This window comes from Acaryochloris sp. IP29b_bin.137 (genome assembly GCF_028285745.1).
GTDB lineage: Bacteria > Cyanobacteriota > Cyanobacteriia > Thermosynechococcales > Thermosynechococcaceae > Acaryochloris.
The window spans coordinates 31,036-55,915 of the sequence record NZ_JANQOP010000046.1; the positions used below are offsets into that span (position 1 = coordinate 31,036).

25 protein-coding genes are annotated in these 24,880 nt (G+C 49.5%); 16 read left to right on the forward strand and 9 right to left on the reverse strand.

Features of this window, described 5'->3' with window-relative positions; all coding sequences use genetic code 11:
- Window positions 1-20 precede the first annotated feature (20 nt).
- From nifK to nifB, 7 genes are all read right to left on the reverse strand, one after another.
- Complete coding sequence (nifK, locus tag Q0991_RS03670; RefSeq protein ID WP_299485616.1) at window positions 21-1,589, reverse strand: nitrogenase molybdenum-iron protein subunit beta; 1,569 nt, start codon at window positions 1,587-1,589, stop codon at window positions 21-23.
- A 90-nt stretch (window positions 1,590-1,679) separates the two neighbouring features.
- On the reverse strand, window positions 1,680-3,125 hold the full coding sequence (nifD, locus tag Q0991_RS03675; protein ID WP_299485618.1) for a nitrogenase molybdenum-iron protein alpha chain: 1,446 nt from the start codon (window positions 3,123-3,125) through the stop codon (window positions 1,680-1,682).
- 136 nt (window positions 3,126-3,261) lie between these two features.
- The gene (nifH, locus tag Q0991_RS03680; RefSeq protein WP_299485619.1) at window positions 3,262-4,146 is read right to left on the reverse strand and encodes a nitrogenase iron protein; all 885 of its coding nucleotides are present in this window, start codon (window positions 4,144-4,146) and stop codon (window positions 3,262-3,264) included.
- 217 nt (window positions 4,147-4,363) lie between these two features.
- On the reverse strand, window positions 4,364-5,245 hold the full coding sequence (nifU, locus tag Q0991_RS03685; protein WP_299485620.1) for a Fe-S cluster assembly protein NifU: 882 nt from the start codon (window positions 5,243-5,245) through the stop codon (window positions 4,364-4,366).
- Between the two features lie 104 nt (window positions 5,246-5,349).
- Window positions 5,350-6,543, reverse strand: coding sequence for a cysteine desulfurase NifS (gene nifS / locus Q0991_RS03690; protein WP_299485621.1), 1,194 nt, complete (start codon window positions 6,541-6,543; stop codon window positions 5,350-5,352).
- Window positions 6,544-6,602: 59 nt separating this feature from the next.
- The gene (locus Q0991_RS03695; protein WP_299485623.1) at window positions 6,603-7,004 is read right to left on the reverse strand and encodes a 4Fe-4S dicluster domain-containing protein; all 402 of its coding nucleotides are present in this window, start codon (window positions 7,002-7,004) and stop codon (window positions 6,603-6,605) included.
- A 60-nt stretch (window positions 7,005-7,064) separates the two neighbouring features.
- Window positions 7,065-8,546, reverse strand: coding sequence for a nitrogenase cofactor biosynthesis protein NifB (gene nifB / locus Q0991_RS03700; RefSeq protein ID WP_366524893.1), 1,482 nt, complete (start codon window positions 8,544-8,546; stop codon window positions 7,065-7,067).
- A gap of 1,315 nt (window positions 8,547-9,861) precedes the next feature.
- Here nifB and cysE point away from each other — a divergent pair.
- The 12 genes from cysE to Q0991_RS03760 all read left to right on the forward strand — a co-directional run bounded on the left by cysE (window position 9,862) and on the right by Q0991_RS03760 (window position 19,041).
- On the forward strand, window positions 9,862-10,587 hold the full coding sequence (cysE, locus tag Q0991_RS03705) for a serine O-acetyltransferase (RefSeq protein WP_299485626.1): 726 nt from the start codon (window positions 9,862-9,864) through the stop codon (window positions 10,585-10,587).
- Complete coding sequence (locus Q0991_RS03710) at window positions 10,580-10,846, forward strand: Asr1405/Asl0597 family protein (protein WP_299485628.1); 267 nt, start codon at window positions 10,580-10,582, stop codon at window positions 10,844-10,846. Before cysE ends, Q0991_RS03710 begins: the two co-directional genes overlap by 8 nt.
- Window positions 10,847-10,916: 70 nt before the next feature.
- Window positions 10,917-11,465, forward strand: coding sequence for a ferritin-like domain-containing protein (locus Q0991_RS03715; RefSeq protein WP_299485630.1), 549 nt, complete (start codon window positions 10,917-10,919; stop codon window positions 11,463-11,465).
- A 361-nt stretch (window positions 11,466-11,826) separates the two neighbouring features.
- Window positions 11,827-12,969, forward strand: a complete 1,143-nt coding sequence (gene nifV, locus Q0991_RS03720; protein ID WP_299485631.1) for a homocitrate synthase — start codon at window positions 11,827-11,829, stop codon at window positions 12,967-12,969.
- Between the two features lie 54 nt (window positions 12,970-13,023).
- Window positions 13,024-13,227 carry a putative nitrogen fixation protein NifT gene (nifT, locus tag Q0991_RS03725; protein WP_299485632.1) on the forward strand — a complete coding sequence of 68 codons (204 nt, stop codon included), beginning with the start codon at window positions 13,024-13,026 and terminating at the stop codon, window positions 13,225-13,227.
- 39 nt (window positions 13,228-13,266) lie between these two features.
- Window positions 13,267-13,917 carry a (2Fe-2S) ferredoxin domain-containing protein gene (locus Q0991_RS03730; protein WP_299485634.1) on the forward strand — a complete coding sequence of 217 codons (651 nt, stop codon included), beginning with the start codon at window positions 13,267-13,269 and terminating at the stop codon, window positions 13,915-13,917.
- Window positions 13,907-14,464, forward strand: a complete 558-nt coding sequence (locus Q0991_RS03735) for a gamma-glutamylcyclotransferase (protein ID WP_299485636.1) — start codon at window positions 13,907-13,909, stop codon at window positions 14,462-14,464. The genes Q0991_RS03730 and Q0991_RS03735 overlap by 11 nt, the downstream gene beginning before the upstream one ends.
- Complete coding sequence (locus Q0991_RS03740; RefSeq protein ID WP_299485638.1) at window positions 14,457-15,497, forward strand: ParB/RepB/Spo0J family partition protein; 1,041 nt, start codon at window positions 14,457-14,459, stop codon at window positions 15,495-15,497. Before Q0991_RS03735 ends, Q0991_RS03740 begins: the two co-directional genes overlap by 8 nt.
- 132 nt (window positions 15,498-15,629) lie before the next feature.
- A complete protein-coding gene (locus tag Q0991_RS03745) occupies window positions 15,630-17,288 on the forward strand; it encodes an NADP-dependent glyceraldehyde-3-phosphate dehydrogenase (protein WP_299485640.1) in 1,659 nt (552 codons plus the stop codon).
- A 99-nt stretch (window positions 17,289-17,387) separates the two neighbouring features.
- On the forward strand, window positions 17,388-17,867 hold the full coding sequence (gene tsaA / locus Q0991_RS03750) for a tRNA (N6-threonylcarbamoyladenosine(37)-N6)-methyltransferase TrmO (RefSeq protein WP_299485642.1): 480 nt from the start codon (window positions 17,388-17,390) through the stop codon (window positions 17,865-17,867).
- A 41-nt stretch (window positions 17,868-17,908) separates the two neighbouring features.
- Entirely contained in the window at window positions 17,909-18,646 is a 738-nt protein-coding gene (locus tag Q0991_RS03755; RefSeq protein ID WP_299485644.1) for a dinitrogenase iron-molybdenum cofactor biosynthesis protein, read from the forward strand.
- A 50-nt stretch (window positions 18,647-18,696) separates the two neighbouring features.
- Window positions 18,697-19,041, forward strand: coding sequence for a hypothetical protein (locus tag Q0991_RS03760; protein WP_299485646.1), 345 nt, complete (start codon window positions 18,697-18,699; stop codon window positions 19,039-19,041).
- A gap of 45 nt (window positions 19,042-19,086) precedes the next feature.
- On the opposite strand, the gene Q0991_RS03765 is transcribed toward Q0991_RS03760, so the two are convergent.
- Entirely contained in the window at window positions 19,087-20,700 is a 1,614-nt protein-coding gene (locus Q0991_RS03765) for a helix-turn-helix domain-containing protein (RefSeq protein ID WP_299485648.1), read from the reverse strand.
- Between the two features lie 821 nt (window positions 20,701-21,521).
- Here Q0991_RS03765 and Q0991_RS03770 point away from each other — a divergent pair.
- The 4 genes from Q0991_RS03770 (at window position 21,522) to Q0991_RS03785 (ending at window position 23,158) form a co-directional block, all read left to right on the forward strand.
- Window positions 21,522-21,995, forward strand: a complete 474-nt coding sequence (locus tag Q0991_RS03770; RefSeq protein WP_299485650.1) for a hypothetical protein — start codon at window positions 21,522-21,524, stop codon at window positions 21,993-21,995.
- 4 nt (window positions 21,996-21,999) lie between these two features.
- Window positions 22,000-22,293, forward strand: coding sequence for a hypothetical protein (locus tag Q0991_RS03775; protein ID WP_299485651.1), 294 nt, complete (start codon window positions 22,000-22,002; stop codon window positions 22,291-22,293).
- A gap of 158 nt (window positions 22,294-22,451) precedes the next feature.
- A complete protein-coding gene (locus Q0991_RS03780) occupies window positions 22,452-22,769 on the forward strand; it encodes a hypothetical protein (RefSeq protein WP_299485653.1) in 318 nt (105 codons plus the stop codon).
- A 26-nt stretch (window positions 22,770-22,795) separates the two neighbouring features.
- Window positions 22,796-23,158: a hypothetical protein gene (locus Q0991_RS03785; protein WP_299485655.1), complete on the forward strand. Its 363-nt coding sequence runs from the start codon at window positions 22,796-22,798 to the stop codon at window positions 23,156-23,158.
- Window positions 23,159-23,362: 204 nt separating this feature from the next.
- Here the strand turns inward: Q0991_RS03785 and Q0991_RS03790 are convergent, their stop codons facing one another.
- Window positions 23,363-24,874, reverse strand: a complete 1,512-nt coding sequence (locus Q0991_RS03790) for a GMC family oxidoreductase (RefSeq protein ID WP_299485656.1) — start codon at window positions 24,872-24,874, stop codon at window positions 23,363-23,365.
- Window positions 24,875-24,880: the final 6 nt, after the last annotated feature.

Sequence of the window (24,880 nt, forward strand, 5' to 3'; positions counted from 1 at the left end):
GCGTCTCTGGACAATATGAACTAGCGAATCAGGTCAAAGGAGATGTCTGTCTTCGCCGGTACGATGGTCTGGCGATCGAGTTCATCTAGGATTGTGTTGATAATCCAGTTGAACAGATTGATCGCCCCTTGATAGCCCAGCGTGGGATAGCGGTGCATATGGTGACGATCAAAGATGGGATAGCCAATGCGGACTAAAGGAGTGTGGGTGTCACGCCACAGGTACTTGCCGTAGGAGTTGCCGATTAAGAGATCAACTGGCTCTGTGAATAGGAGCGATCGCAAGTGCCACAGGTCCTTCTTGCCCCACACCGTGGCCTCTTGTCCGTAGGGACTGTTGGTCAGCAGCTCACGAATTTCGGCCTCAAACTCTTCATTAGAGTTAGTGACCACAATGTGAACTGGCTCAGCCCCTGTTTCCAGCAAGAACTGGGTAAGGTTGAATACATGGTCAGGGTCGCCGTACAGGGCAATCCGCTTGCCATGAATCCAAGCTTGAGAATCCGTGAGGGCATCCACCGCACGTCCCCGCTCCTGCTGGAGTTCTTGCGGAATCGGCTTGCCGGTGATGGCAGAGAGATTCATCAAAAACTCATCCGTTCCTTTGATGCCAAAAGGTCGGAAGTTGTAAGTCTTCTGCTCCCAGTCTTTGGCAATCAACTCCTGAGTTTTAGGTGTTGTATACGTCTGAAAGAAGAAGGTACCTTCCGCATTGATAGAATCAGCTGTCTCTTCTAGGGTGGTGAGTCCGTTGTACATCTTGAATTCGCCCGTATTGGGAGAGTCAAAGGTATCGGAGTTGTCGGACAGGATGGTGTAATCAATGCCAAACAAACCCAGAATCCGCTTTAGCTCACGAATGTTGCCGACATAGGGATCGAACCCCAGGTTGAAGTTGAACTTGCCGTTGGTAGTTTCTGCCTTTTTATCCTTAGTGAGGGTTTTGAGAATCGCCTTCAGCATGTTGTCATATCCGGTAATATGGGAACCGACAAAACTGGGGGTGTGTGCCCAAGGTACTGGCAGTTCCTGCGGAATGTGGCCTTCGTTCTTGGCCGTGGCCACAAATCCACCCAGGTCATCCCCAATGACTTCCGCCATACAGGTTGTGCACAGGGCAATCATCTTCGGCTTATAGAGGGTATAGGCGTTTTCCAGACCCTGTTTCATGTTATTTAGACCACCAAAGACCGCCGCATCCTCGGTCATGGAGGAAGAAACTGCTTGGAATGGCTCTTTGTAGTTGCGTGTTAAGTGTGTGCGGAAGTAAGCGACGCAACCTTGGGATCCGTGACTGTAGGGCAAAGTCCCTTCAAAACCAGAGGCCACAAATAGAGAGCCTAGCGGCTGACAGGCCTTAGCTGGATTGACGGTCAGGGCTTCGCGGGCAAAGTTTTTTTCCCGATAGTCCCAAGACTTCGTCCATTCAGCGACTTCAGCAACCTTGTTGGAACTATGGGCTCCTTCAAACTGACGCTTGTAGGCAAACAGGTCTTGGTATTCGTCGTTTTGGAACAGATCAAAGTGATCCTGAATTTTGCCCGGTTCAGGGGCGGGAATGTTTTGGGTATTGTCAACGGTATCAGTCATGATGCTCTCCTTATTAGGGACGTGCTTAATCAGGGGAGAAAACGGAAGTGGAGGGGGGAAGTGGGATACACTCCCACTTCTGGTCACGCCCTACTCATTCCAAGGGGCATTGATCAACCCCCAGGTGGGATTGTTAATCGCTAAGTCCATATCACGGGCAAACACTTCAAACCCTTCATAGCCGTGGTAAGGACCGGAATAATCCCAGGAGTGCATTTGGCGGAAGGGTAGCGCCATTTTCTGGAAGACGTACTTCTCTTTGATGCCAGCGGCAATCAGGTCGGGGTTGAGTTGCTTGGCAAACTCTTCGAATTCGTAGCCGCTCACATCGTCGTAGATGACGGTGCCTTCTTTGACATAATCAGCGGTGCGCTTGTAGTCATCTCCGTGGCCAAACTCATAGCCAGTGCCAATCACCTTCATCCCCAGATCTTCAAAGGCGGGGATGACGTGGCGAGGTCGCAAGCCGCCCACCATCATCATCACGGTTTTACCTTCTAGGCGAGGACGATATTTGGCGATGATTTCGTCCATCCGAGCCTGGTTCTCCGCAATCACCTGTTCGGCGCCTGCCTGGATGGTTTCATCAAACTGCGCCGCGATCTTGCGCAAGGACTTGGCAATTTGGGTAGGACCAAAGAAGTTATATTCCAACCAGCCAATGCCGTACTTCTCTTCCATAAACCGGCAGATGTAGTTCATGGACCGATAGCAGTGGATAAGGTTAAGCTTGGCGAGGGGCGTCATCACCACTTCATTAAAGGTGCCATCCCCAGAGAACTGAGCAATCACCCGCAGACCCATATCTTCCAGGAGTTTGCGGCTGGGCCAGGCGTCACCTCCGATGTTGTAGTCACCAATGATATTGACATCGTAGGGACTGGGCTCAAATCCGTCGGGAAGTTCACGGTACTCATCGGCTTTGGGCAGCACCCAATCTCGAACCGTGTCGTTGGCAATATGGTGACCCAGGGATTGAGACACGCCTCGAAATCCTTCACACCGCACCGGCACAACGGGTTTTCCGTATTCTTTGTTCTTTGTCCTGGCAACAGCTTCAATGTCGTCACCAATCAGACCCACAGGGCATTCAGATTCAATGGTGGTGCCCTTGCTGAGAGGGAAAAGAATTTCAAGCTCATCGATCAGCTTGGCCAGCTTTTTGTCGCCACCAAAGACAATATCCCGTTCCTGAAAGTCAGAGGTAAATTGCATGGTACCGAAGGTGTCAACCCCGGTGGTGCCGATGTAATAGTTGCGGCGACCGGACCAGGAGTAGTAACCGCAGCCCACTGGACCGTGGCTAATGTGAATCATGTCCTTCACCGGACCCCAAACCACCCCTTTCGCGCCTGCATAGGCACAGCCACGGGTTGTCATGACGCCAGGAACAGACTTTTTGTTGGATTTGACGCCGCAGTCGGACGCGCCTTCCTCCGCAACATTGAGATGCTTCGAACGTCTCTTTTGGGCTTTTTCGGGATACGCGTCCAGGACTTCCTGAACCAGTGCTTTTCTATCTTCTACAGTAGTCATGGTGCCCTCACTTTCGGCTTTAGGAGTAGTGTTTTGAGAAGGAGGAGGGGAATGTCTGACTCGATGCGAGAGATGCCCCGAATGCTAACTCGCAAGTGATTTGGGCCTGTGTCGCTCGAGTTCAGACAGTTAGGGATTACACGTTGGTCAGAACCTTGCCAGCAGCTTGGTCAGCGGCAACGGCCTTTTCGTACTCCTCATCCCCACCGAGGAGGCCGAACTCAACCAGGAGTTCTTCCAGCTCGTCCATAGAAATTGGGGTGGGGATGACGAGATTCCTGTTCTCTTCAATCTTGCGAGCCAGGGTGCGATATTCCTCAGCTTGCTTACTATCCGGGGCATACTCAATCACCGTCATCCGACGAAGTTCAGCATGTTGGACGATGTTATCGCGAGGCACAAAGTGGATCATTTGGGTGCCGAGCTTCTCTGCGAGGGCTTCGATGAGCTCCACTTCCTGATCCACGTTACGGCTGTTACAGATCAGCCCACCAAGACGGACTCCACCAGAGTGGGCATACTTGAGAATGCCTCGGGCAATGTTGTTGGCCGCGTACATGGCCATCATTTCACCGGACACGACGATGTAAATTTCCTGGGCTTTCCCTTCCCGAATGGGCATGGCAAACCCACCGCATACAACGTCACCTAAGACATCGTAGGAGACAAAGTCGAGATCTTCGTAAGCGCCTTCTTCTTCCAGGAAGTTGATGGCGGTGATGATGCCCCGACCGGCACAGCCGACACCGGGTTCAGGACCACCGGACTCAACGCATTTAACGCCTTTGTAGCCCGTGAGCAGCACTTCCTCAATTTCTAGATCTTCAACGGCACCCCGCTCGGCTGCTAGGTGCAGAATCGTGGTTTGGGCTTTGCTGTGGAGCATCAGACGAGTGGAGTCGGCTTTTGGATCACAGCCAACAATCATGATTCGCTGGGTATCAGCTAAACCAGCAATGGTGTTTTGGGAAGTCGTGGACTTACCAATGCCACCTTTTCCGTAAAATGCAATCTGTCTCATGGTGTGATTTCTCCAAATCAGTAGGGATAATCAAGATGGGTCTTGAGAAACCAAAACTCTGGTGTTTGAGCAGAATTCTGGAAAGGCTTAGGAGCTTCGGGTTCAGGCTGGGGGCGATCGCCCAAAATGAATGCAGGGGTTGGGGGAGGGCATTAGAAACAACGTTCCCTTTCCCCTTCAGTGGTGAGTACACCCCTGAGAGGGGGTTAACAACGGACTAAACCGTGACTTCTTCAACGATGAGGGTAGGGAGCACCTGCTCCCGCAACTTGGCTTCAATGGCATATTTAACGGTCGAGGTGCTGCTGGCGCAGTCGCCGCAGGCTCCTTTGAGGGATACCTGAACGCGATCGCCATCAACATCAAATAGCTCGACATCGCCACCATCTGCCACCAAAATGGGGCGGATTTCTTCATCCAGTACTTGTTGAATGCGATTGATTTTTTGGATAGGGGTCAGGGGGGCTGCGTTAGCCATCTCAGCGGCCACCCGCTCGGGAACAGCCGCCCGCTCACGTTGAACCTCCAGCAGCGTATCTTCGATGCTGGCTAGACAGGAACCGCAACCGCCTCCAGCTTTGACGTAGTTTGTCACCTGTTCGACGGTGGTGAGGTCGTTTTCAATAATCACCCGCCGAATTTTAGGTTCGGTAATGCCGTAGCATTCGCAAACAAGGTGACCTTCATCGTCATCATGTTGCTCGACTTCGATCCCCCGATACTTGAAGATGGCCGCTTCTAGGGCTTCTTGCCCCATGACGGAACAATGCATCTTCGCCTCTGGCAACCCACCCAGATACTGGGCTATATCTTGGTTCGTAATATTGAGGGCTTGATCGAGGGTTTTGCCCTTAATGATTTCGGTGAGAGCAGAAGAGGATGCGATCGCACTCGTGCAGCCAAAGGTTTGAAACTGGGCATCCAAGATCGTGTCGACAGACTCTTGAATCTTTAGATGTAGCCGCAGCGCATCACCACAGGCAATACTGCCCACTTCACCGTAGACTACAGCGATATCAGGCTCGTTAGGGTCTACGATCGCCCCTTGGTTGACGGGGTTATAGAACAGATCGAGTACTTTTTCAGAATAGTCCCACATGGTTCTTTTGGGGGGTAGAGGGTGGACAGGAGAGTTTTGAGCGATGGTGAATGTTTTGATTGAGTAAGGTGTGAGGAGTGAGCTAAATTCAAACCTCGTCTTTCCTAAGCGCTATAGGCAAGGTCGCGACCTTGCAACCAGTCGGACTCGTCATGGTTGAATGGCGATATTGCTCGGAGTTTTTCGACAATACCGGGCATAACGGCTAGGACCTGCTGGATTTCCGCTTCCGTGGTAAACCGTGACAAGCTAAAGCGAATCGACCCATGCAAAATGGTGTAGGGCAATCCCATCGCTGTAAGCACATGGGATGGATCGAGGGAGCCTGAGGTGCAGGCTGATCCTGACGAAGCGCAAATCTCTTGCTGATTGAGCATAAACAAGATGGCTTCCCCTTCGATGTACTTAAACCCAATGTTGGTGGTGTTGGGGAGTCGGGTCGTACCGCCGCCATTGACTTCGCAGTCTGGAATTCGCTCCAGTAGTTGCCTCTCTAACCAGTCCCGGAGCTGACGCTCCTGATCGATATTCGCCAGATGCTGATGGGCTAAATCAGCCGCTTTCCCCAAACCGATAATGCTGGGGACGTTGTGCGTGCCTGCCCGTCGTCCTCGCTCCTGGTGACCGCCGAGTAGGAAGGGGCGAAACCGGAACCCTCGACGCACATAGAGGGCACCTACGCCTTTAGGCGCGTGAAGCTTATGGCCAGAAAGGGTGAGCATATCAATGGTGCTGTTTTGCAAATGGATGGGAACTTTGCCAACGGCTTGGACGGCGTCCACATGGAACGTGGCGCCATACTCTTTGGCGATCGCCCCAATCTGCTCCACCGGGAAAATTACGCCAGTTTCGTTATTGGCATACATCGTGGTGACTAAGGCTGTGCCCCCGGTCATGGCCGCCTCGACTTCCATTAGATCTAGCTGGCCGCGTCGATCAACCGACAGATAAGTTACGGTATACCCCTTCTTCTCTAGGTGCTTACACACATTGAGAATGGCCGGGTGCTCCACCGCTGTGGTGACAATATGGCGCTTCTCCGGCTGGGCTGCCAGGGCGGCATGAATCGCCGTGTTATTGCCCTCACTCCCGCAGCTATTGAAGATAATTTCGGTATCTTCCACCCCGAAGAGATCGGCGACTTGGACTCTGGCATCTTGGATCGCTGCCCCGACTTGTCCCCCAAAGCTGTGCATTGAAGAAGGATTGCCGTAGAGGTCACTTAAGTAGGGCAGCATCGCCTCCAAAACGTCGGGGTCAACCCGAGTGGTTGCATTGTTGTCTAGATAAATGACCATCACATTAACTCCATTGACGGTGTGAATAGGGGCGATATGGGAAACGAGTGACAGCCAGGCTATGGAACCAAGGGCGGGGTCGTACCCGTTTGGGACTGGGTCTGTAAATTCTTTAAAGATTGAGAGTAGGCATGGGACCAGCGTTGCCAGTAGCCCTGTTGCTGCGAAGCCTGGAGACGTGCAATCCGATTGTTATAAGTTTCAAACCAGGCACTCCAGTAGTCGGTGGCCGTTTCGAGTTGGGTCCCGAGCGAAACAGCCTGTAGGTCAGTTAGGAGGACGCAAGCCCCAAGGGTCGGACAGGCAGCCCGACATTGGGCCACGCTGTAAGCGCCTTGGCAATCATTGCAGCGATCGGCGTTAATCCTAAAGGTGGTTCCATCGGTTTCAATGGCACCTGTTGGACAGGTCTGGAGACAACGATGGCAACTAATGCATTGATCGGTGATGACATAAGTCATGGCTCGATTCCTCCATGTAAGAGAAGACAGGAGTCCTACGTTACGTAGGACCCATGACATCTACGCTGGACTCGGGGCTAAAATATGCTCGTCGTAAAACTGTCGGGCAACGGTTTCGATGACGTCATAGGCCTCGACCACTACCAGTCCAGCTTTTTGTAGTTCTTTCTGCGGACAAGGTCCCACTTTCGAGGCCAACACAGCTTTGCAATCTGAAACCGTGTCGATGATGCCAGTGAGCGTGGCTTCTTCGCCATAGCCGCCCTGGCAGTAGTCCGCCACCTTCCGATGACCCACAAACTTTGCCTCGTTGGCATCCACTTCGTAAATCATGAACTCCTTGGCATGGCCGAAGTGCTGGTTAATTAGGCCCCCACCTTTGGTGGCAACGGCCACTAAAACCTTTGGAGAATCAGCAACCTTTACACTCGCCGCTGCCTGTTTTTTCGCTGCAACAGCCGCTTTATTGGCTTCAATATCCTGATGGGCCGCCTGACGGGCTTCTAGGTTGTAAGCCTCGGGCATTTCCATGAACTTCTCTTTGGTGAATTCCTGACTGCGGTCTTCACCGAGCAGACCCACGGCATCGGCACGACACTGGCGGCAGTGGCGCATCATTTTCATGTTGCCAGAACACTTATCTTGAACAGCCTTCAGTTCTTTGGGCTTCGGTCCCCGTTGGCCATTTAAGCCGAAATAGGTGCCATGCTCTGGGGCTGAAATCAGCGGCATGATGTTATGGAGAAAAGCACCGCGAGCACGAATGGCTTGATTCACTTCCGGCATATGCTCATCATTGATGCCGGGAATGAGCACCGAGTTGACCTTGCACAGAATGTCTGCTTCTTGGAGAGCCTGCAAACCTTCCATCTGGCGTTCATGCAGGATTTTGACTCCTTCAATCCCTCGATAGCGTTTGCGTCGATAGTGTACCCAGGGATAGATTTTCTCACCCACAGTGGGGTCCACCATATTAATGGTGATGGTGACGTGATCCACATTCAACTGTTTGATCCGATCCACATAATCGGGCAGCATCAGACCATTCGTGGAGAGACAAAGCTTGATATCCGGTGCTTTGTCAGCAATCAGTTCAAAGGTTCGGAAGGTTTTCTCGGGATTAGCCAGGGGGTCGCCGGGACCGGCAATACCCAGGACTGTCATTTGGGGAATTTTTCCGGCGACAACCAATACTTTGTGGGCGGCTTCTTCGGGGGTGAGTAACTCACTCACCACCCCAGGGCGGCTTTCATTGGCACAGTCATATTTGCGGTTGCAGTAATTACATTGGATGTTGCAGGCTGGAGCCACGGCAACATGCATACGGGCATAGTGATGGTGGGCTTCTTCGCTGTAGCAGGGATGCTTTTCAATACGAGCTTTTAGAGTTTCGCTCATGCTAGTTGAAGCATCGTTTTTGCTACTACAGCCGCAGCCACCGCCAGACGTCTTGACCGTTGTTTGGGTTTTGGTCAAGGTAATGTCCAGCTCGGGCGTCGTTGTTGGCGCAGGGGCAAGGGCAGTAGATGGCGGTGGCGTCATTGTTTTACGGATGTAAAGGACAAAGTCGTCGAGGAAAAATAACGGTGTTGGATTGACGGCATCAGGTCCGTAAACACGGATGAGTTGTTCTACTAGGGCTGCCAAAGCCGGAGAACCAAGTTAGATACCTGACAATCCAACGTCCGTTTTTTCAAAGTGTGGTGCATTCTCCGAAGCATCCAATCCTTCTCATCACCAATAGATTTCCGAGAGGCAAAAGCAGTTGGTCTGTTGGCTTTCCCTTAGTAAAGCCACAGATAGAGCCTCAAGAAGGGGTATTACGCCTGAAATCGATTGAGCGAGTAATTTATTGGCTGCTCGGTGTTGAATGAGTTATATCAATGGCTCTAGCAGTGTTGAGAAGAGCCGCCCTGATAGGTTTTATTGGATGATTAACGCTGTACTCAAATACTACAACCCTTGGCATTCAAGCAATTAATTTTTTTCCTTGATCAGGGTACAGGTATTTCCTGGTCAATCACCTAGCTTTTTGTAGTCTTTACTCTGTAATTTCTGCACTCAGCCTAATGCTTGTACTGGTCAGCAATAAGCACTCTTTTTAAGCTCGACTCAGGGACTATTATTTAAGTACTCAAGTTCTCCTTTTTTGCTAGATTCGATACCAATAAGAGTGCCGATATTAAGGGCTGAAAATATATCTGTATCCTTTGTGTCAAAAACGCCTATTTATTAGTATCAGATATGACAGTCCTATATTAAGTGATCTGAAGAGAACCCTAAGTTAGAGACTGTGGATCAACGTTGAATGGAAAATATTAGGAGAGTTTTCAATCAGAATGAGAGTAATCTATAATCCTAAGCTTTGTATATATAAAGCTGTACTTCGACTGATCGCCAACATCATAATGGGTAAGCCCACTTTGATATCTATCAAGCGTTAACTCAGTATTAGTACATCAACTAAGATTGTTAAGGAAGACTCAACTAATTAAATGTAATTTTGCAAGATCTGCTACATTTTTAATTCATGACTTATGTATAAAACATTCACAAAATAAACTTTGAGTACATAGAAAACTGCTTTAAGACCAGGTCAATTAAAAAGGCATTAATCTTATCAATAAAGGCTTTGAACTGAGTACAAAAAAACTTGTGCCCTAGGTTTAAAATACCTGCCCCTTAACGCTAAAACACCCGTCCCTTGTCCCCCAATAATTTTGAAATGCTTGGTACATCAATGTTGTAACCGTTGAGTATAAGGTTAATAGTTCTAGTAATTCTGGATTGGGCCTTCGCGATCGCAATTCAGAAACCACAATTGCTATAAGCAGAGAAAGACATTCCCCTCTGTGCCATGTCCCCCTCCCTGTCCCGCATCTCTATCCAGCCTCTCTTGCTGTGGGCAGGAGAACTTCAGTGCTCGATCTTAGAGGACTTCGCCATTATCTTTAAGCGTGATCCAGCCGCTCGCAACTGGCTGGAGGTCCTGTGCTGTTATCCGGGGCTGCACGCCCTTGCCGCTCATCGGCTGGCCCATACGCTCCACCGTCGAGGGGTCTCTTTTTTACCTCGCTTCATTTCTCATCTCGCTCGCTTATTGACCGGGATTGAAATCCATCCTGGTGCCCAACTCGGTAAGGGCGTTTTTATTGATCACGGCATGGGGGTTGTCATTGGTGAAACCGCCATTGTTGGTGACTACACTCTTATTTATCAAGGTGTCACCTTAGGTGGCACTGGCAAGGAAACAGGCAAGCGCCACCCCACTGTAGGCAGCCGGGTGGTGGTGGGTACTGGAGCCAAGGTCCTCGGTGATATTCAAATTGGCAACCACGCCCGCATTGGAGCGAACTCTGTTGTCTTAAAAGATGTGCCGCCAGACTGCACGGCAGTTGGCATTCCCAGCCGGAATGTCTGCAAATATAACACCGCCATTCCACCTCTAGAGCATAATCGGCTCCCTGATGTAGAGGCATCGACGTTGCGGTTGCTCTTGGATCGCATCGAAACCTTAGAGAGCCAGATGCAAAATCTTACCCGCCCATCCCTTTCACCCCTGGAGTCCCATCCCCATGAATAAGTCTACGTCTACTGTCCCAGAATGGGGACATATTGTCTCTGTGCATCAAGGTGATCGCTGGTCGGTCAAGCATCGTTTGCAAGAACTTAAGATTCCTTGTGCCTGCCCCTCTGATGGAACCCTTCGCGTCAAGGTTCACCACCCCTTGGCATTGGTGTTGGTACATAGTGTTGTTCGACGATTCACACTATCCCGACAAGTAGGCGTAGATTGGCTTGAACGTTGTTGGGGAACTAAGGTTGCCTGCCCAAACCATTAGGTTTGAATTTTGAATTCCACCATGCATCAGTCATGACTCGTAACTAGATCACCTCATCGGAGTACTTTATATGACCTCTCAACTCGATCAAAATCTTGTCCGGGCCTTTGGTGAAGTGGGGGACAACCCCGTGGGCCTTGAATCAGATGTGACTATTGTTATCTGTGAAGGACTTAATCTTGTCTATGCCAGCTTTCAAGCCCTTTATCTCCAGTATCAGAAACATCATTTTGTGGTTGAAGGGGCAGAATTCTATTCAATCCATGAATTCTTTCAAGAAAGCTATGGGGCAACCCAAGAACATGGCCACGATGTTGCTGAACGCCTCAATGGTTTGGGCGGTGTCCCCGTTGGCAATTTTACCTCCCTCGCCGAACATTGCTGCTTTCCCCCAGAGACGGATGGAATTTATACCTGCCGTCAGATGCTAGAAAACGATTTAACTGCAGAACAAATGATTATTGCGCTACTCCGGCGTCTTGCCACCCAGGCTGAAAGTGTGGGAGATCGCGCCACCCGCTACCTCTACGATGAGATTTTACTGAAAACAGAAGATCGAGCCTTTCACTTGGCTCACTTCCTTGCTCAAGATAGCCTCACGGGTGTCTTGTCGACGTGAATTGAACCCAAAGCTTACCCAGCCCGAATCCAACTTCCTTGTTAACAGAGGAGAGAGCAACCTCTGCTCCTTCATATCCATGGAGTACCTAACTTTGGACAATCAACTCATGTGGGAGACCTTGCTCATACAACTTTTAAGATTTTGGGTGATCTGTTGTGCCTTGGGCTGTTATCTCTTGCTTGAGGATCAAGAAAATGAGGGAGAGTGCACAACTCTCTGCTGGTATCAAACTTTTAATGCCATCCGATGTCGGCAATGTACAGCTGGGACACGGTGCCACCTCTGACACCTATGCACGCACACCCAGCCCCACATCTATTCCCTTACGACTAGTCCTACCTGCCTTTTGGAGGTTGTAATGACGACTCCGCCCCAGATTTACATTAATGACACCACCCTACGAGATGGTGAACAGGCTGCAGGAATTGCTTTCAATGTAGAAGAAAAAATTGAGATCGCAACCTTCCTCGACCGCATCGGGGTTCATGAACTAGAGGTCGGTATTCCTGCCATGGGCGGGGACGAAGCGGCTGCAATTCGTGAGATCGTTAACCTCGACCTCAATGCCCATCTGCTGGGATGGAACCGCGCCGTCCTTTCAGATATTCAAGCTTCTATTCAATGTGGCCTGAAGCGAATTCACATTTCCATTCCCGTTTCTGACATCCAAATTCAAGTTAAGTTTCAAGGCAACTGGACCCGCGCTCTGGATCAACTGAGAGAGGCTATCACCTTTGCTCGCGATCATGGCCTAGCCGTGAGCGTTGGCGGTGAAGATAGCTCCCGTGCTAACGAGCACTTCTTGATAGACGTTGCTCAATCTGCCGCAGAATGGGGTGCGTTCCGCTTCCGTTTTTGTGACACCGTGGGCATTCTTGATCCATTTACCACCCATCAAAAAGTACAGGCCCTGGTTGCTGCCCTCCCGATTCCTGTAGAAATGCACACCCATAACGACCTAGGCATGGCAACTGCCAATGCCCTTGCGGGTGTCCGAGCTGGAGCCATCTCCATTAACACCACTGTCAACGGTTTAGGAGAACGGGCAGGTAATGCGGCGATAGAAGAAGTGGTTATGGCTCTGAAGCAAACCTATGGCCTCAAAACCGGCATCCAAACCCAACATTTTTTATCACTATCCCGCTTGATCGCGAAAACAATAAACTGTCCAGTGCCACCCTGGAAAGCAATCGTTGGCGATAATACTTTTGCCCATGAATCGGGTATTCACGCTCACGGCGTGCTAGAGAATCCACAGACTTACGAACCTTTTGCCCCCCAAGACGTGGGGTGGCATCGCCGTTTAGTAGTTGGTAAGCACTCGGGTCGTCACCTCCTCAATCAAATCCTCCAGCACCACGGTATCAGCCTCCCCCCAACCCAAAGTCAATCCGTACTGGATGCAGTCCGTGATTATGCCACCCAGGTGAAAAGGGGCCTCACGGCCGATGAACTCCTCAACCTTGTCCCCCCTGGGATGAGTGGCCCCTCTTTTCCTTAGCCTTTCACTTTAATCTTGTCTTCTTCCCTCAATCATCTCTCTCAGGATCGCCCTATGAAAGTCATGCTCCACACCAACCGCACTGGCCAACTCATGGTCTACGTCGCCAAAAAAGATCTCGAAGCACCCGTTGTCAAACAAGCTCAGGCAAAAAACGCTCATATTTTTACTCTATCTAATGGTTGGGAGTTATTGGTGACAGGGCTCAGTGATCCCATTCAAACCCCCCAAACCGTCCGAGCGACCCGTTTGAACTAAGTCCATTACCGCCTGTTTGATGGGCAGAGGAGAACACCCATGTCAACCACTCCACCTTGGATTTTTAATTTAGAAGGCACTTTTCTGGGGTTCTTTGGTAACGATCCAGATCAACCCAAATCACTCCTGCTTGAGGTAGAGGAAGAAGAAATTCCCATCAAGCTCCCTAAACCTCTGCGGGCGTCCCTACGACAACGTCTCAAGCTGGGCGATCGCATCTGTTGTATTGGTCGCAGCCAAATCCATGGAGAGGCGGGTGTGATTAAGCTACAAGCTTATACTCTCTTTTCTCTCCCACCTCACTCAGGGGGCAGATCAGGCCCGTGCCCTCCCTCACCTCCCGCTGTGTCCCACATTGGGCTAACACATAACCCTAAATTGGAGTGTCCGTTGGATCAACCACAGCGTAAGCGGGCCAAAATCTTGGTTTGCAAAAAGTCTGGCTGCCAAAAGCAAGGTGGGTATCAACTCATGGCAGCCCTGGAAGGGCTCCTTCAAGCGCATCAGCTCCAGGATCAAGTTGAGATCCAATACTCAGGCTGTCAAAAGCGTTGCTCAAAAGCTCCCAGTCTGACGGTTATGCCGGGCAAGCATCGTTACGAACGGCTCACCCCAGAGCGCTTAATGACCATCATCCAAACACATTTTTGTGTTTCAGAGCCTCATTCTCTATCCCACCATGTTGACTAATCCGACTGCTAACACCGTTCAATCCCCTCGGGCGGGTCGCTCCATCGACGCTGCGAACGCTATAGGCCCGCATTTTTATTATTTTGCCTATGGATCCTGTATGTGCCCGGTGGATCTCAAGCGCTCTCTAGGGGAGAAGACCCATCCCTACGTTGTTGGTCCTGCAAAATTGCAGGGATATCGCTTGGGCTTTCACTACTATTCTGCCCACCGCCAATGTGGTGCCCTCGATCTCTTGCCCGAGCAAGGCAGTGTCGTCCACGGCGTACTCTATCGATTGCCCTGGCGACTCAGCGATCGCTTGGATCAACGGGAAGGGGTTGAGCAGGGTGGCTATCGTCATGAACAGGTAACTGTCCAAAGGAATAACCAGACCTATCACCCAGTTCGGACCTATCTCGCTGTGCAAAAAACTACAGCTGAAGTTCCCCCGAATGATTGGTACTTCAATGTAGTCATGCGAGGTGCCACTACCTGTAAGTTGCCAGAGCAATACTGCTGGCAACTATTTCAACATATGCATAGCCTCCAATTGGCCTATGTCTAAGCCCATCACGCTCACTGCATCGGGAGGTCTAGTCACGATGGAACGTAACAGTAAACACCCCCCCACTTCGCTGATGGGGAGTGAGATCGCCATCCCGGTCGGAGACAATATTCCCCAGCTCAAAAAGGCCATAGAAGATTTAAAGTCTGATGCTGTTCCATCCTATGCAGTCCCTGTTGATCGGATCATTCCACTCCAACTACCGGAAAATATGAAGCAGCCAAGGCTGTATTTCGATCCTCGAAAAATGGAATTGCTCCAAGACTCTATCCATAAATATGGGGTGCTTGAACCTATTCTGTTGAGACCCAGTCAAGGTAGTTTTTTTGAGGTCGTTAGCGGTGAACGACGATGGCGATGTTGTCAGACCCTCGCGCTCAAGACTATTCCTGGCATTGTGCGCGACATGTCCGACACAGTAGCGTTAGAAGCAGCCATTATTGCCCATCTCCTCAGCGAAGATATTTCGCTGATTGAACAAACCGAAAGTATCCTGGGCCTCCTCGCTTTAAGACTTTGTCTATCGTTTGAGGATCTGAAGGTATCACTGTATAAAGTCAAGAATTCACAAGCTCGGGGGGCTGTAAATCCGGGTGTGTTTAGCGATCAACAGTATAAAGTCATTCAAGAGATATTGGGCGAGTTTGGACTCAAACTATCGAGTTTTGTTTCCAATCGTCTGCCATTACTTAAGTTAGCTCCCAGCATCTTAGCCTCAGTTCGAGCCGGTGAACTCTCACCCACCAATGCTATATTAATCAACCGCCAGCCCCCTGAATATCATGATTCTTTAATCTCTCAGGCTCAGGGAAAGACGAAAAGTGAGGTCAGGGCACTGATCAGGGCCATAGGGTATTCAGCGCCACCATCCATCGCCAAAAACTGTATATCTGAGCAGATATTCGAACGAATCAAGTCGTTTCACAAGAAAAAACCATTGTTCGATCAGCCGGAAATTATCGATCGTCTGATGAAAATAGATTTGTTGCTAGGGGAGATCGAAGCGCTTGCTCAGCAAATAAAGCAACATTGACGCCACAGACTATCCAGATTCAACCACCATTGCCCGCTAATTCAAGTTTGTAAGCATCCTGTTTGTGTGCCAACAGCCTTGTTCCAAGATGTCTCCATCCATCTGTAATCGTTGTTCTTCGGTAAGCCCTTGATGAACCAAACTACTACTCAACCCCGCTTAAATGCAAAACGACCCATGCAGGTAGATTCGATTTTCCCGCGGGCCGATGACATTCCAGAGGCCTTTCATTTGCAAGCCCCTATCCACCAACGTGAGTACCTCATCAACGGAGAGCTTCGCCATTGGCAAGGCGAGATGGAAACGGTACTATCTCCCATTCACCTTGAAACGGAGGAAGGGTTAGTCCCTGCAACGGTGGGTTATTTCCCTTTGCACACGGAGGCAGAATCTCTGGCCGCGCTTGACGCAGCTGTTGCAGCCTATGACCGGGGTCGAGGAGTATGGCCCACCTCGTCTGTGGCTCAGCGCATCGAACATATGCAAGACTTTGCTTATCGCATGAAGGAGCAACGGGAGCTAGTCGTAAAGCTCCTGATGTGGGAAATTGGTAAGTCCTATAAAGACTCCCAAAAGGAGTTTGACCGCACCGTTATCTATATTGAAGACACCATTGATGCCCTAAAGAACTTGGATCGAGTATCGTCTCGGTTTGAAATCACTGAAGGCGTGATTGGTCAAATTCGGCGGGCACCGCTAGGCGTCGTTCTATGTATGGGGCCCTCCAACTATCCCCTCAATGAAACCTTTACGCTGTTGATTCCAGCTCTGATCATGGGCAATACGGTAGTGATGAAACTGCCCCGTCCAGGTGTATTGCTCTGCACCCCGCTGCTTGAAGCCTTTCAGAAAGCCTTTCCCCCTGGCGTTGTGAATACCGTCTATGGGAGTGGTCGGGTGGTCACTCCACCAATGATGGCCTCGGGCAAGATCAGCGCCTTTGCGTTTATTGGGTCAAGTCGGGCTGCCAACGATTTGAAAAAGCGACATCCTAAGCTAAATCGTCTCCGCACCATTTATGGATTGGAGGCCAAAAATCCAGCCATCATCCTACCCAATGCTGATCTTGATCTGACGGTGCAAGAATGTGTGCTAGGGACGCTTTCCTTTAATGGGCAACGATGTACGGCTTTAAAGATTTTGTTTGTACATCGTCAGATTGTGGATGCTTTTCTGGAAAAATTTGTGGCTGCGATCGCAACCCTCACGGTCGGTATGCCCTGGGATGAAGGCGTGATGATTACCCCCTTACCCGAGGTAGAGAGGACTCGGTATTTCACCGCACTGGTCGAGGATGCCATCCACCATGGTGCCTCAGTGATCAACCCCAATGGCGGCACCGTTAGGGCCTCTATCTTTTATCCAGCCGTGGTGTTTCCTGTAACCCCAGTCATGCGACTTTACATGGAAGAACAGTTTGGTCCAGTCATCCCTGTGGTTCCCTACGACAACATTGAGACGCCGATTGATTACATTGTGAACTCCGACTATGGCCAGCAGGTCAGCATCTTTGGTCAAGATACCGATGCGATTACCAATCTGATTGACCCCCTCGTCAGCCAGGTCTGCCGGGTCAACTTGAACAGTCAATGTCAGCGCGGTCCAGATACCTTCCCGTTTACGGGGCGTAAAGATTCAGCCGTGGGCACCCTGTCGGTTTCAGACGCTTTGCGATCGTTTTCCATTCGCACCCTCGTTGCAGCCAAAGATAAGCCATTGAACAAGGCCATCATCACAGAGATTGTCCGAGAACGGAAATCGAATTTCTTATCCACAGACTTCATCTTGTAAGGGTTCGGTCCTGAACAGTCAGGCACGTAAAGTCGTCATTGGACTAGACGGTTCAACCATGGCAACGACATTGCCCCAAACATTCGCAGGAAAGCCAATATGCAAATCGAGTATTATCCTATCGGTGTGGTGCACAGCCCGTTTATTACGGTGGAAGGTACGCCTATCCAACTTTCCCGCGCGAGGCAGGCTAAGGGAACGGTGGAAGTGTGGGATGAGTATATCGAAGGTCTGAGTGATTTGGAGGGGTTTTCTCATCTGGTTCTGTTGTGTCACCTCCATGCATCGAGGGACTACAACCTCAAGGTCTTACCCTTTTTGGATACAGAACTGCGGGGTGTCTTTGCAACCCGTGCTCCTATGAGACCCAATCCCATTGGCCTTTCCATTGTGAAACTGTGTGGAATTAAAGCCCATACATTGCACATTGAGGATATCGATTTCTTGGAGGGCACGCCCGTACTGGATATCAAGCCCTATGTGGGGGAGTTTGACAACCGGGCTGGAGCAAGATTTGGATGGCTAGAAGGCGCGAGGAAACAAACTGAGGTTGCCGATGCCCGGTTCAAAGCAGTCTGAGCCTTAACGCAAAATTAACGACCCCATTCAGGAGCAAAGTGATGAAAAACCAACCCTTTTCTGACGAAGTCGCCATCAGAATTGCCTTAGCCGCTAGGGCATTACCGGATGTTTCAGTTGGCGAGTTAATTGAGGCACTGCAAACCCATCTCAGCGATGACATTAACGAAGAGTCCCTAGGGACATTAACTGTCACCCAACTCAAACGATCCTTTGGCAACATTTACGATGTAGACGATGGGGACTGGGAAGGCGAAGATGCCGATAACCAAGATATTGCGGCCTTTAAAGAAGCCGTTCAGATCCTGTGGGGCGAACAGGAGGAGGCTGAACCCTACTTGCCGGTTGAACATTATCGGGATGGCGATATGCCCAATTCCGTTCGGATCGCCGTTGCATCCAACACGGCTGAGGAATTAGATGGACATTTTGGATCTTGCCAACGGTACTTAATTTATCAACTCTCTGCTGATGACCTCAAACTCATTGAGGTTCGCTCGGCCATGGGAGCAAAGCTGAGTGAGGATAAAAACCGATTTCGGGTCCAGTTAATCAAAGATTGTCCGATTCTCTATGTGGTTTCCATTGGAGGACCCGCTGCCGCCAAGGTGATTCAAGCCAATATCTATCCGATGAAGATTGAAACAGGAGGCCCTATCAGAGAAATCCTCGCAGACTTACAGCATGCGATCGCAACTTCGCCGCCCCCTTGGCTAGCCAAAATCTTAGGAGTTGGAGCCGAGCAACGGGTGAAAAATTATCAGGCCGTTAGCAGTTAGCATGCTAAGTCATGTCCGTAGACCGATAGCACTCCCTGTAAAGCACCGTGATGAATACTCAATCTAATCCAGACCGAGTTGGGGAAATCCAACAGATTACCGGCCTTAGACCCACCCATTTTGCCGATCTGATCCGAGTTGCACAGATCATTTACGATCCAACTGGCGGGATTGCCCGGAGAGCCATAACCGTGCACTGGCTAGATTTTGGAATTCCAGAAACAGTCGCTGAAAATTTGCGATCGCTGGGTAAAACATACCAGTACGAGTCTCCCCATGTTGACCTCGACCTTATTTGGGATGCATTAACCCCTGAATCCCGTAGTTGGTTTATCGCCCACAGAAGTATCCTCTGGGAAATTGAAGAGTCTTTTCCTGCTTTGGATGAAGACTAGTTCTCTCCTTCAGGTTCTCGATCAATGCTAATTTCTTGGTCTGGATCAGCATGAAATATTTAGCGTCTTTTGCAGTTGAGCCTGATCCTCAGGACTAATGCTAAATCGACCTTTTTCAATATCGCGAATCCAGCTCTGACTTTTGCCAAGACGATCAGCCAAGGCCCGTTGGCTCAGCCTTTGCGCTTGACGCGCCGCTTTCACTGCATGGCCGGAGAGTTGGCCTGACCGATTTTGGGCCGAAGTCTGCCTTTTGGAGGATCGACTCCGTTTCTTGTTCGTACGGCGACTCACCGTTTGCTGCCATATCTCCGGTAGCTCAAACCCTAGCAGGCGCGCATTTAGGAGCCGCTGCCACTTGTCCCGTGGGGCTGCATCCGTCAGACTAAAGGACTGGTTTGCATCTTCAACCCAAAATTCCAATGCCTCATCAACATCATCTGGAATATCACTCACCCTTGCCCACAGCGGTTGAATTTCTGAAGGATAGGTTTCTGAATCAAATATCGGTTTTAAGCCATAGTAATAAATATGTTCCAGACTATTTTCAAAGGACTTCAGAAGACGCTTATGGGCCCCTCGAACAGAGGTTGCCTCTTTTAATCGTTCATCGCCATAGGCAATGCGAAGCAGGGTACGGACTTTTAGCCGATGATCGCCCCCCAAGCGTAGTTTAAACAATAGCCATAAGAGCAAACGGATTGCACCTGGGTGTTGTTGCCAATGGCCCATTACTTCTGTGAGTAAGGACTGGGGCAGCGTACCATACTGGTAGAAAACGGTTTGACGACGGTAATTTTGCTTGTTGAGAAAATACTCAGCCCAACGCCCAGCTCGGACTGTAAAGCTTAAACCAATTAAATGGCGATAGCCATGAGCATCCTGTTCAAAGTAGTACTGAGTATCGAGTAGGTGCCAAATTGGATATTCCCCGATGGAAAAGGCTTGCACTTTTCCTTGGCGGGGCCAGTCCATCGCCACCAGAATTTGGCAGGTTTGAGACACCAGCTTTTTAATTAAGGTGAGCTTCTCTAATTTGGTCAAATCTTTACGCTTATCGAGTCCTAAGTACTGCTCAATATGTTGATCGTTCAATACAAAAGTATCCTGCCAAGCACAATCAACCGTCATTGCGTAGGCCGCAAAAATCAAATGAATACAGGTCGCGCGAATGTCGAAACATTTAAGCGCATCCATTGCCTGTTTCACTGGCATGGCAGCAGGGGAAGTATCTTCGGGATTTGCAGCCAGTCGAAATCGCATTTCTCCCAGACCTCGACGCACAGACCGACGATATTCAAGACACCCCTCAAGATCAGTTTGCCAGGGTAAGCGCTGCTGCATCGCTAAGATATTGCAGGCTTCCCAAATCACCATGGAAGAAGCAAAGGGGGTGGATTTGCCATTGAGAAAAATATCAGGAATTGCTGCAGGCAGCAGGGTACTTTTATAGCGTCCTTTTTTGGCTTGCAGGGGAGATAAGGCCCCTACACTACAGACTTGGACACAATGGGGTATCTCAATATCTTGGCAACCATCGCAAAGGGTTGGATCAATCCAGTAGCCGTCTGATTCAGCTTCAGGCTTGATGGCCCCAATCGGACATTGGGGGTAGCAGTTTTCGCAAACATTACAGCTATCTTTGATGGTATAAGTCATGATTTAGATGAGTCACGCAGATCATTGGGCTCACATTGCCGTATTGATGAGTCTGATTAACAGAACCTGCATCAAGAAGCTCTTCACTGAGCCCTTTTTAAGGAAAGAGATACAAACACCTAGAGTTTGTGTAGAGATAACTCACTCGACACCGAGAAGCCGGATAAAAGCTTGTACTTAATTGGAGATAAACTCAGATATCTTGCTATAAGATATATCAATCTGAGAGCTGTTTTTTTATATCGATAAATACGGTTTAATGATTTATTAACTATTTTTGTTCTGCCCTCTACTTTGGAGGAATCAGCCATTATCTCTGCATAGGTTAGGGTTTCTTGATAATAGAGGATTATTCTTTAGTTTTTTCTTCTAAATTAACTCCAAAATATTCCTGAATCATGGATAGTCTGAATATATTTAATCTGGGATAAATTTGCCAGCTATAGGAAGTAGGTTTTAATTTGCTTAGGCGTATGACATTTGCTTGATAAGCTTTTGCTGAATTGATCTTGAAATAGATATGATTTTATATTCTTCAAAGAAGCTTTTATTTTATTTCTTAATCTAATTGATTGCCTACTTTATATAGTTGATTAAAACGATTAGTTATTCTAGGATTTGTATTTACTGATACTGAATAATTTTACAGATTTAAAATAGCCTAAATACAAGGTGTATAAAACTATAAATGTCTTATCGATAGACCTGATCGATCACTACAGAACTAGTTGAGTCTATCTTTCCAAGATTATCTATCGTTAGGGTTTTTGGCATTCACCTGCTTAATTTTTTTGATCAGTATCTATTACATGTGAAGCATAATGACCCCAACAACTTGTGCCTCTTGGATCTCTGGTGCCGATGTGCCTCAATCCCTGTTGGTGGCAGCTGCCCAGTCCTGGGAAGATACCCAAACCGCATCAGCTTACATTCACCAGGCTTTAGCTGAGCCAGATGTTGAACTCGATGTGCTGGTGAGTGCTTATCGCTATTTCTTTTACAAGAATGATGATCCTAGGGCGCTAGAGATGGCAGCTTTGATTTGCGATCACATCCATAAGAATGAGCATTGGCCAGACGCATGGTCTGACCTTCAACCTATCCTTCAGGAACGGCTGGATGATCCAAATGCCCGTCTCTATCTCAGCGCCTATACTGCATCGGGACTCGTCTTGGCCCGGCTCGGTCGTCTAGAAGAGGTGCAAGTTATTGGGGAGCGAGTACTGCAAATCGAAGCCAAAGAATTTGGGGCTGAAGTGCTGTTCAGTATTCTCAATCCATCAGAGGAGGACTAACACTATGGTGAGAGTGGATTTTTACGAAAAACCCGGTTGCGCCGGAAATGCGAAACAGAAACACCTTCTAAAGAAGGCTGGGCATCAGGTAAAGGTGCATAATCTGCTGGCCGAGTCCTGGACCCAAGGCCGACTACGGCCCTTTTTTGGCGACCGCCCTGTGGCGGAATGGTTTAACCCTACGGCTCCAGCCATCACCGCTGGGGAGGTTTGCCCCAAGCAGCTCAGCGTGGAAGCCGCTCTAGCCTTGATGGTGAAACAACCCATTTTGATCTGGCGACCCCTCATGCAGGTGTGAAAACGTTGTATTTCAGGATTTGGCTTGGCAGAAGTGGACCACTGGATTGGATTGGCATCAGATAGCGATCTGACTCGGGATGTCCAGACCTGTATGAGTGATAGCAGTTACAGCTAGCCTCCTGACAAGAATGACCTTGATATTGGAGAACAAGAACGATGATGACTTTAGGTTCGACGGATGCCGAAACCTTGGCCATAGAATTTTTAATGTCAGACTTAGATATCCCAGCCGTAGACCAAGATTTCTTCGCTGTACTGGCCACCCGAGAATCAGGCAGTACCTGGTATACCGTAGAAATTGGTGTTCCGGAGTTACCGGACAAATGGGTGCTGCAGGTCTTTGATACGGGCCAGTGCGATCCTTGCTATACCTTTATATCTCCAATGCCCAAAGGGGAAGATGCAGATCTAAAAGAATTTCCTGAACGTATTGCTGAAGTACTGGCGATGGAGCGCCAAGGTATCAGTCTCTAACCTCTTCCATTTCCTAGGATAAAGCCATGATTGATCAAGATTTGCCCCCTGATGATTTACCACCGCGTCAGATTACAGACCGAGATATAGCGTTGCAAAAGCAGCTAGAAGATTCTATCCGCCAATGTTTTTTCTCACACTGTGAGGGTTCTACCCAGGTCCTACTCGCAGAGTGCCAATGGACAATTCGGATCCTAGAGCCCGTGACGTTGATTATCTATTGTTCGAGTCAAGCTAAAAACTGGCAGATACTCAACCATATGGTGGACTTTGCCAACCAGCTTAACCAATTTAGTCCGAGCGCTAGAATTAAAGTCTATCCGCCCGCAGGTAAAGGAGCCCCATTTGATATGCGAATTGATGAACGTTCGGCGTATCAAAGCAGTTGATGAATATCAGGGGTATATCCAAATGTCGCTGATGTAGTTTTCTTGGATGCTAACGATACTATCCGCCGAGTAGAGGCCTTTCAATTCAGCGAACAGCGAAAACTGATAATTCTAGAATTATCAATGGTCAATAGACTGATCGTTTATCAAAGGCAAGGATAGATCAATCCATTCGCAAGCATGATGTAATGGGACTCGCGTGACTCACGCCCCCATTCGATGCATCAACTGTTCCCCAACCCGCAGTGCATTAGCTATCACTGTTAAGGCAGGACTGACACCGGGACAGGACGGGAAGAAACTACTATCGACGATGTAGAGATTATCGATCTCATGGGTGCGACAGTTGAGATCTAAGACGGATGTTGTAGAATCGGTCCCCATGCGACAGGTTCCGCTTTGGTAACCGACCACTTGCAGCGGCACTTCTCCCCGCGGATAAACGCCGCTGCGTTGTAAATTTTCGGTTTTTTCCACGGCCTTAAGCACTTCTAGCCACTTGTAAACGAGCCGATCGTGGGCTTCAGTATTGTTGGGCGTAAACTCGTAGCGGAGTTTCCCATTTTGAAAGTACACACGATTGTTGGGATCGGGTAATACACCGGTTTGGGCACGCCAGCCAATCGAACGAGCGGCCAGTTGCTTCAGACCCGCTCCCGGCATGATTTGGGCGAGCACCGATAGCAGGGGTGGCGATTCAGCAAAAATGACATCTTGCAGTAGGCCACCAGTATTTTCAATATGGCCCATAGGGTAGCTATAGTCACCATCTCCCCAGTAAAAGTCATTGATGCTAACGCTATGGGGAAAGGTGCCCGAGTTTGGCGTGGCTGCACGTTCCACAATGACGGTCATCTGATGCTTCATCAAATTGCGGCCTAACTGGCCGGAGTGGTTGGCAAGTCCGTTGGGGTGCTTTTCATTGGCCGATACCAGCATCAACGCGGCTGAGTTGACGGCACCACAGGCTAATACCACCACTTGTCCCGTAAACAGGATTGGCTGTCCGTTGACGTCAGCCTGCACGCCTTTGATTTCAGTCCCGCTGGGGTTGGTGTGCAAACTTACCACCCGTGCCGAGGTTTTTAAGGTAACGTTGTCATAACTGAGCGCTGGATTGATGCCAAACACTTCTGCGTCGCCGGTGGGATCATCGCCTTGCTGGTTCAAGCTGACCGGTAATGGGGTAGGGTGGAGTCCCTGGCGTGAAATCGCATCTACAATCGGCTGCATCACCGGCTCATGATCCACCGCCGGATAGGGATACCCCTCACTATGGTGAGGCTCCGTTGGATCTTGCTGATAGTCGCCATGCACCTGATAGAGCTGTTCAGCCGCCGTATAGTAAGGCTCAAAGTCAGCATATTTCAGAGGCCATTCGGGGGCTATGCCATCCTGGTAAGGGACGGCATCGAAGTCGCGATCGCGCATCCGCATCAGGGATGCCCCATAGATCTTGGTATTGCCGCCAATCGCATAATTCGTTTGGGGTGAAAACGGCTCACCCGATTGGTCATACCATTGTTCAGGAGCATGGTAGCGCTTGTTCTTCAACACATCGACCCCCGCCGGATTTTGGTCCTTTAGCGCCATGGCTATCCCGCGCTCCAGAATCAAAATTCGTTTGCCTGTGGGTGCCAGTTTTTGGGCCAAGGTGCCCCCACCCGCCCCCGTCCCCACAATGATAATGTCGTAGTGCTGATCATTAATAATCATGGCTAT

Coding starts and splice junctions, on each gene's coding strand:
- tsaA (WP_299485642.1), top strand. CDS start 17,388: ATGCAAATCGAGTATTATCCTATCGGTGTGGTGCACAGCCCGTTTATT.
- nifT (WP_299485632.1), top strand. CDS start 13,024: ATGAAAGTCATGCTCCACACCAACCGCACTGGCCAACTCATGGTCTAC.
- Q0991_RS03780 (WP_299485653.1), top strand. CDS start 22,452: ATGATGACTTTAGGTTCGACGGATGCCGAAACCTTGGCCATAGAATTT.
- Q0991_RS03785 (WP_299485655.1), top strand. CDS start 22,796: ATGATTGATCAAGATTTGCCCCCTGATGATTTACCACCGCGTCAGATT.
- Q0991_RS03695 (WP_299485623.1), bottom strand. CDS start 7,004: ATGACTTATGTCATCACCGATCAATGCATTAGTTGCCATCGTTGTCTC.
- Q0991_RS03770 (WP_299485650.1), top strand. CDS start 21,522: ATGACCCCAACAACTTGTGCCTCTTGGATCTCTGGTGCCGATGTGCCT.
- nifV (WP_299485631.1), top strand. CDS start 11,827: ATGACGACTCCGCCCCAGATTTACATTAATGACACCACCCTACGAGAT.
- Q0991_RS03760 (WP_299485646.1), top strand. CDS start 18,697: ATGAATACTCAATCTAATCCAGACCGAGTTGGGGAAATCCAACAGATT.
- nifH (WP_299485619.1), bottom strand. CDS start 4,146: ATGAGACAGATTGCATTTTACGGAAAAGGTGGCATTGGTAAGTCCACG.
- nifU (WP_299485620.1), bottom strand. CDS start 5,245: ATGTGGGACTATTCTGAAAAAGTACTCGATCTGTTCTATAACCCCGTC.
- cysE (WP_299485626.1), top strand. CDS start 9,862: ATGTCCCCCTCCCTGTCCCGCATCTCTATCCAGCCTCTCTTGCTGTGG.
- nifD (WP_299485618.1), bottom strand. CDS start 3,125: ATGACTACTGTAGAAGATAGAAAAGCACTGGTTCAGGAAGTCCTGGAC.
- Q0991_RS03740 (WP_299485638.1), top strand. CDS start 14,457: ATGTCTAAGCCCATCACGCTCACTGCATCGGGAGGTCTAGTCACGATG.
- nifS (WP_299485621.1), bottom strand. CDS start 6,543: ATGGTCATTTATCTAGACAACAATGCAACCACTCGGGTTGACCCCGAC.
- Q0991_RS03775 (WP_299485651.1), top strand. CDS start 22,000: ATGGTGAGAGTGGATTTTTACGAAAAACCCGGTTGCGCCGGAAATGCG.
- nifB (WP_366524893.1), bottom strand. CDS start 8,546: ATGACGCCACCGCCATCTACTGCCCTTGCCCCTGCGCCAACAACGACG.
- Q0991_RS03710 (WP_299485628.1), top strand. CDS start 10,580: ATGAATAAGTCTACGTCTACTGTCCCAGAATGGGGACATATTGTCTCT.
- Q0991_RS03715 (WP_299485630.1), top strand. CDS start 10,917: ATGACCTCTCAACTCGATCAAAATCTTGTCCGGGCCTTTGGTGAAGTG.
- Q0991_RS03790 (WP_299485656.1), bottom strand. CDS start 24,874: ATGATTATTAATGATCAGCACTACGACATTATCATTGTGGGGACGGGG.
- Q0991_RS03730 (WP_299485634.1), top strand. CDS start 13,267: ATGTCAACCACTCCACCTTGGATTTTTAATTTAGAAGGCACTTTTCTG.
- Q0991_RS03755 (WP_299485644.1), top strand. CDS start 17,909: ATGAAAAACCAACCCTTTTCTGACGAAGTCGCCATCAGAATTGCCTTA.
- nifK (WP_299485616.1), bottom strand. CDS start 1,589: ATGACTGATACCGTTGACAATACCCAAAACATTCCCGCCCCTGAACCG.
- Q0991_RS03765 (WP_299485648.1), bottom strand. CDS start 20,700: ATGACTTATACCATCAAAGATAGCTGTAATGTTTGCGAAAACTGCTAC.
- Q0991_RS03745 (WP_299485640.1), top strand. CDS start 15,630: ATGAACCAAACTACTACTCAACCCCGCTTAAATGCAAAACGACCCATG.
- Q0991_RS03735 (WP_299485636.1), top strand. CDS start 13,907: ATGTTGACTAATCCGACTGCTAACACCGTTCAATCCCCTCGGGCGGGT.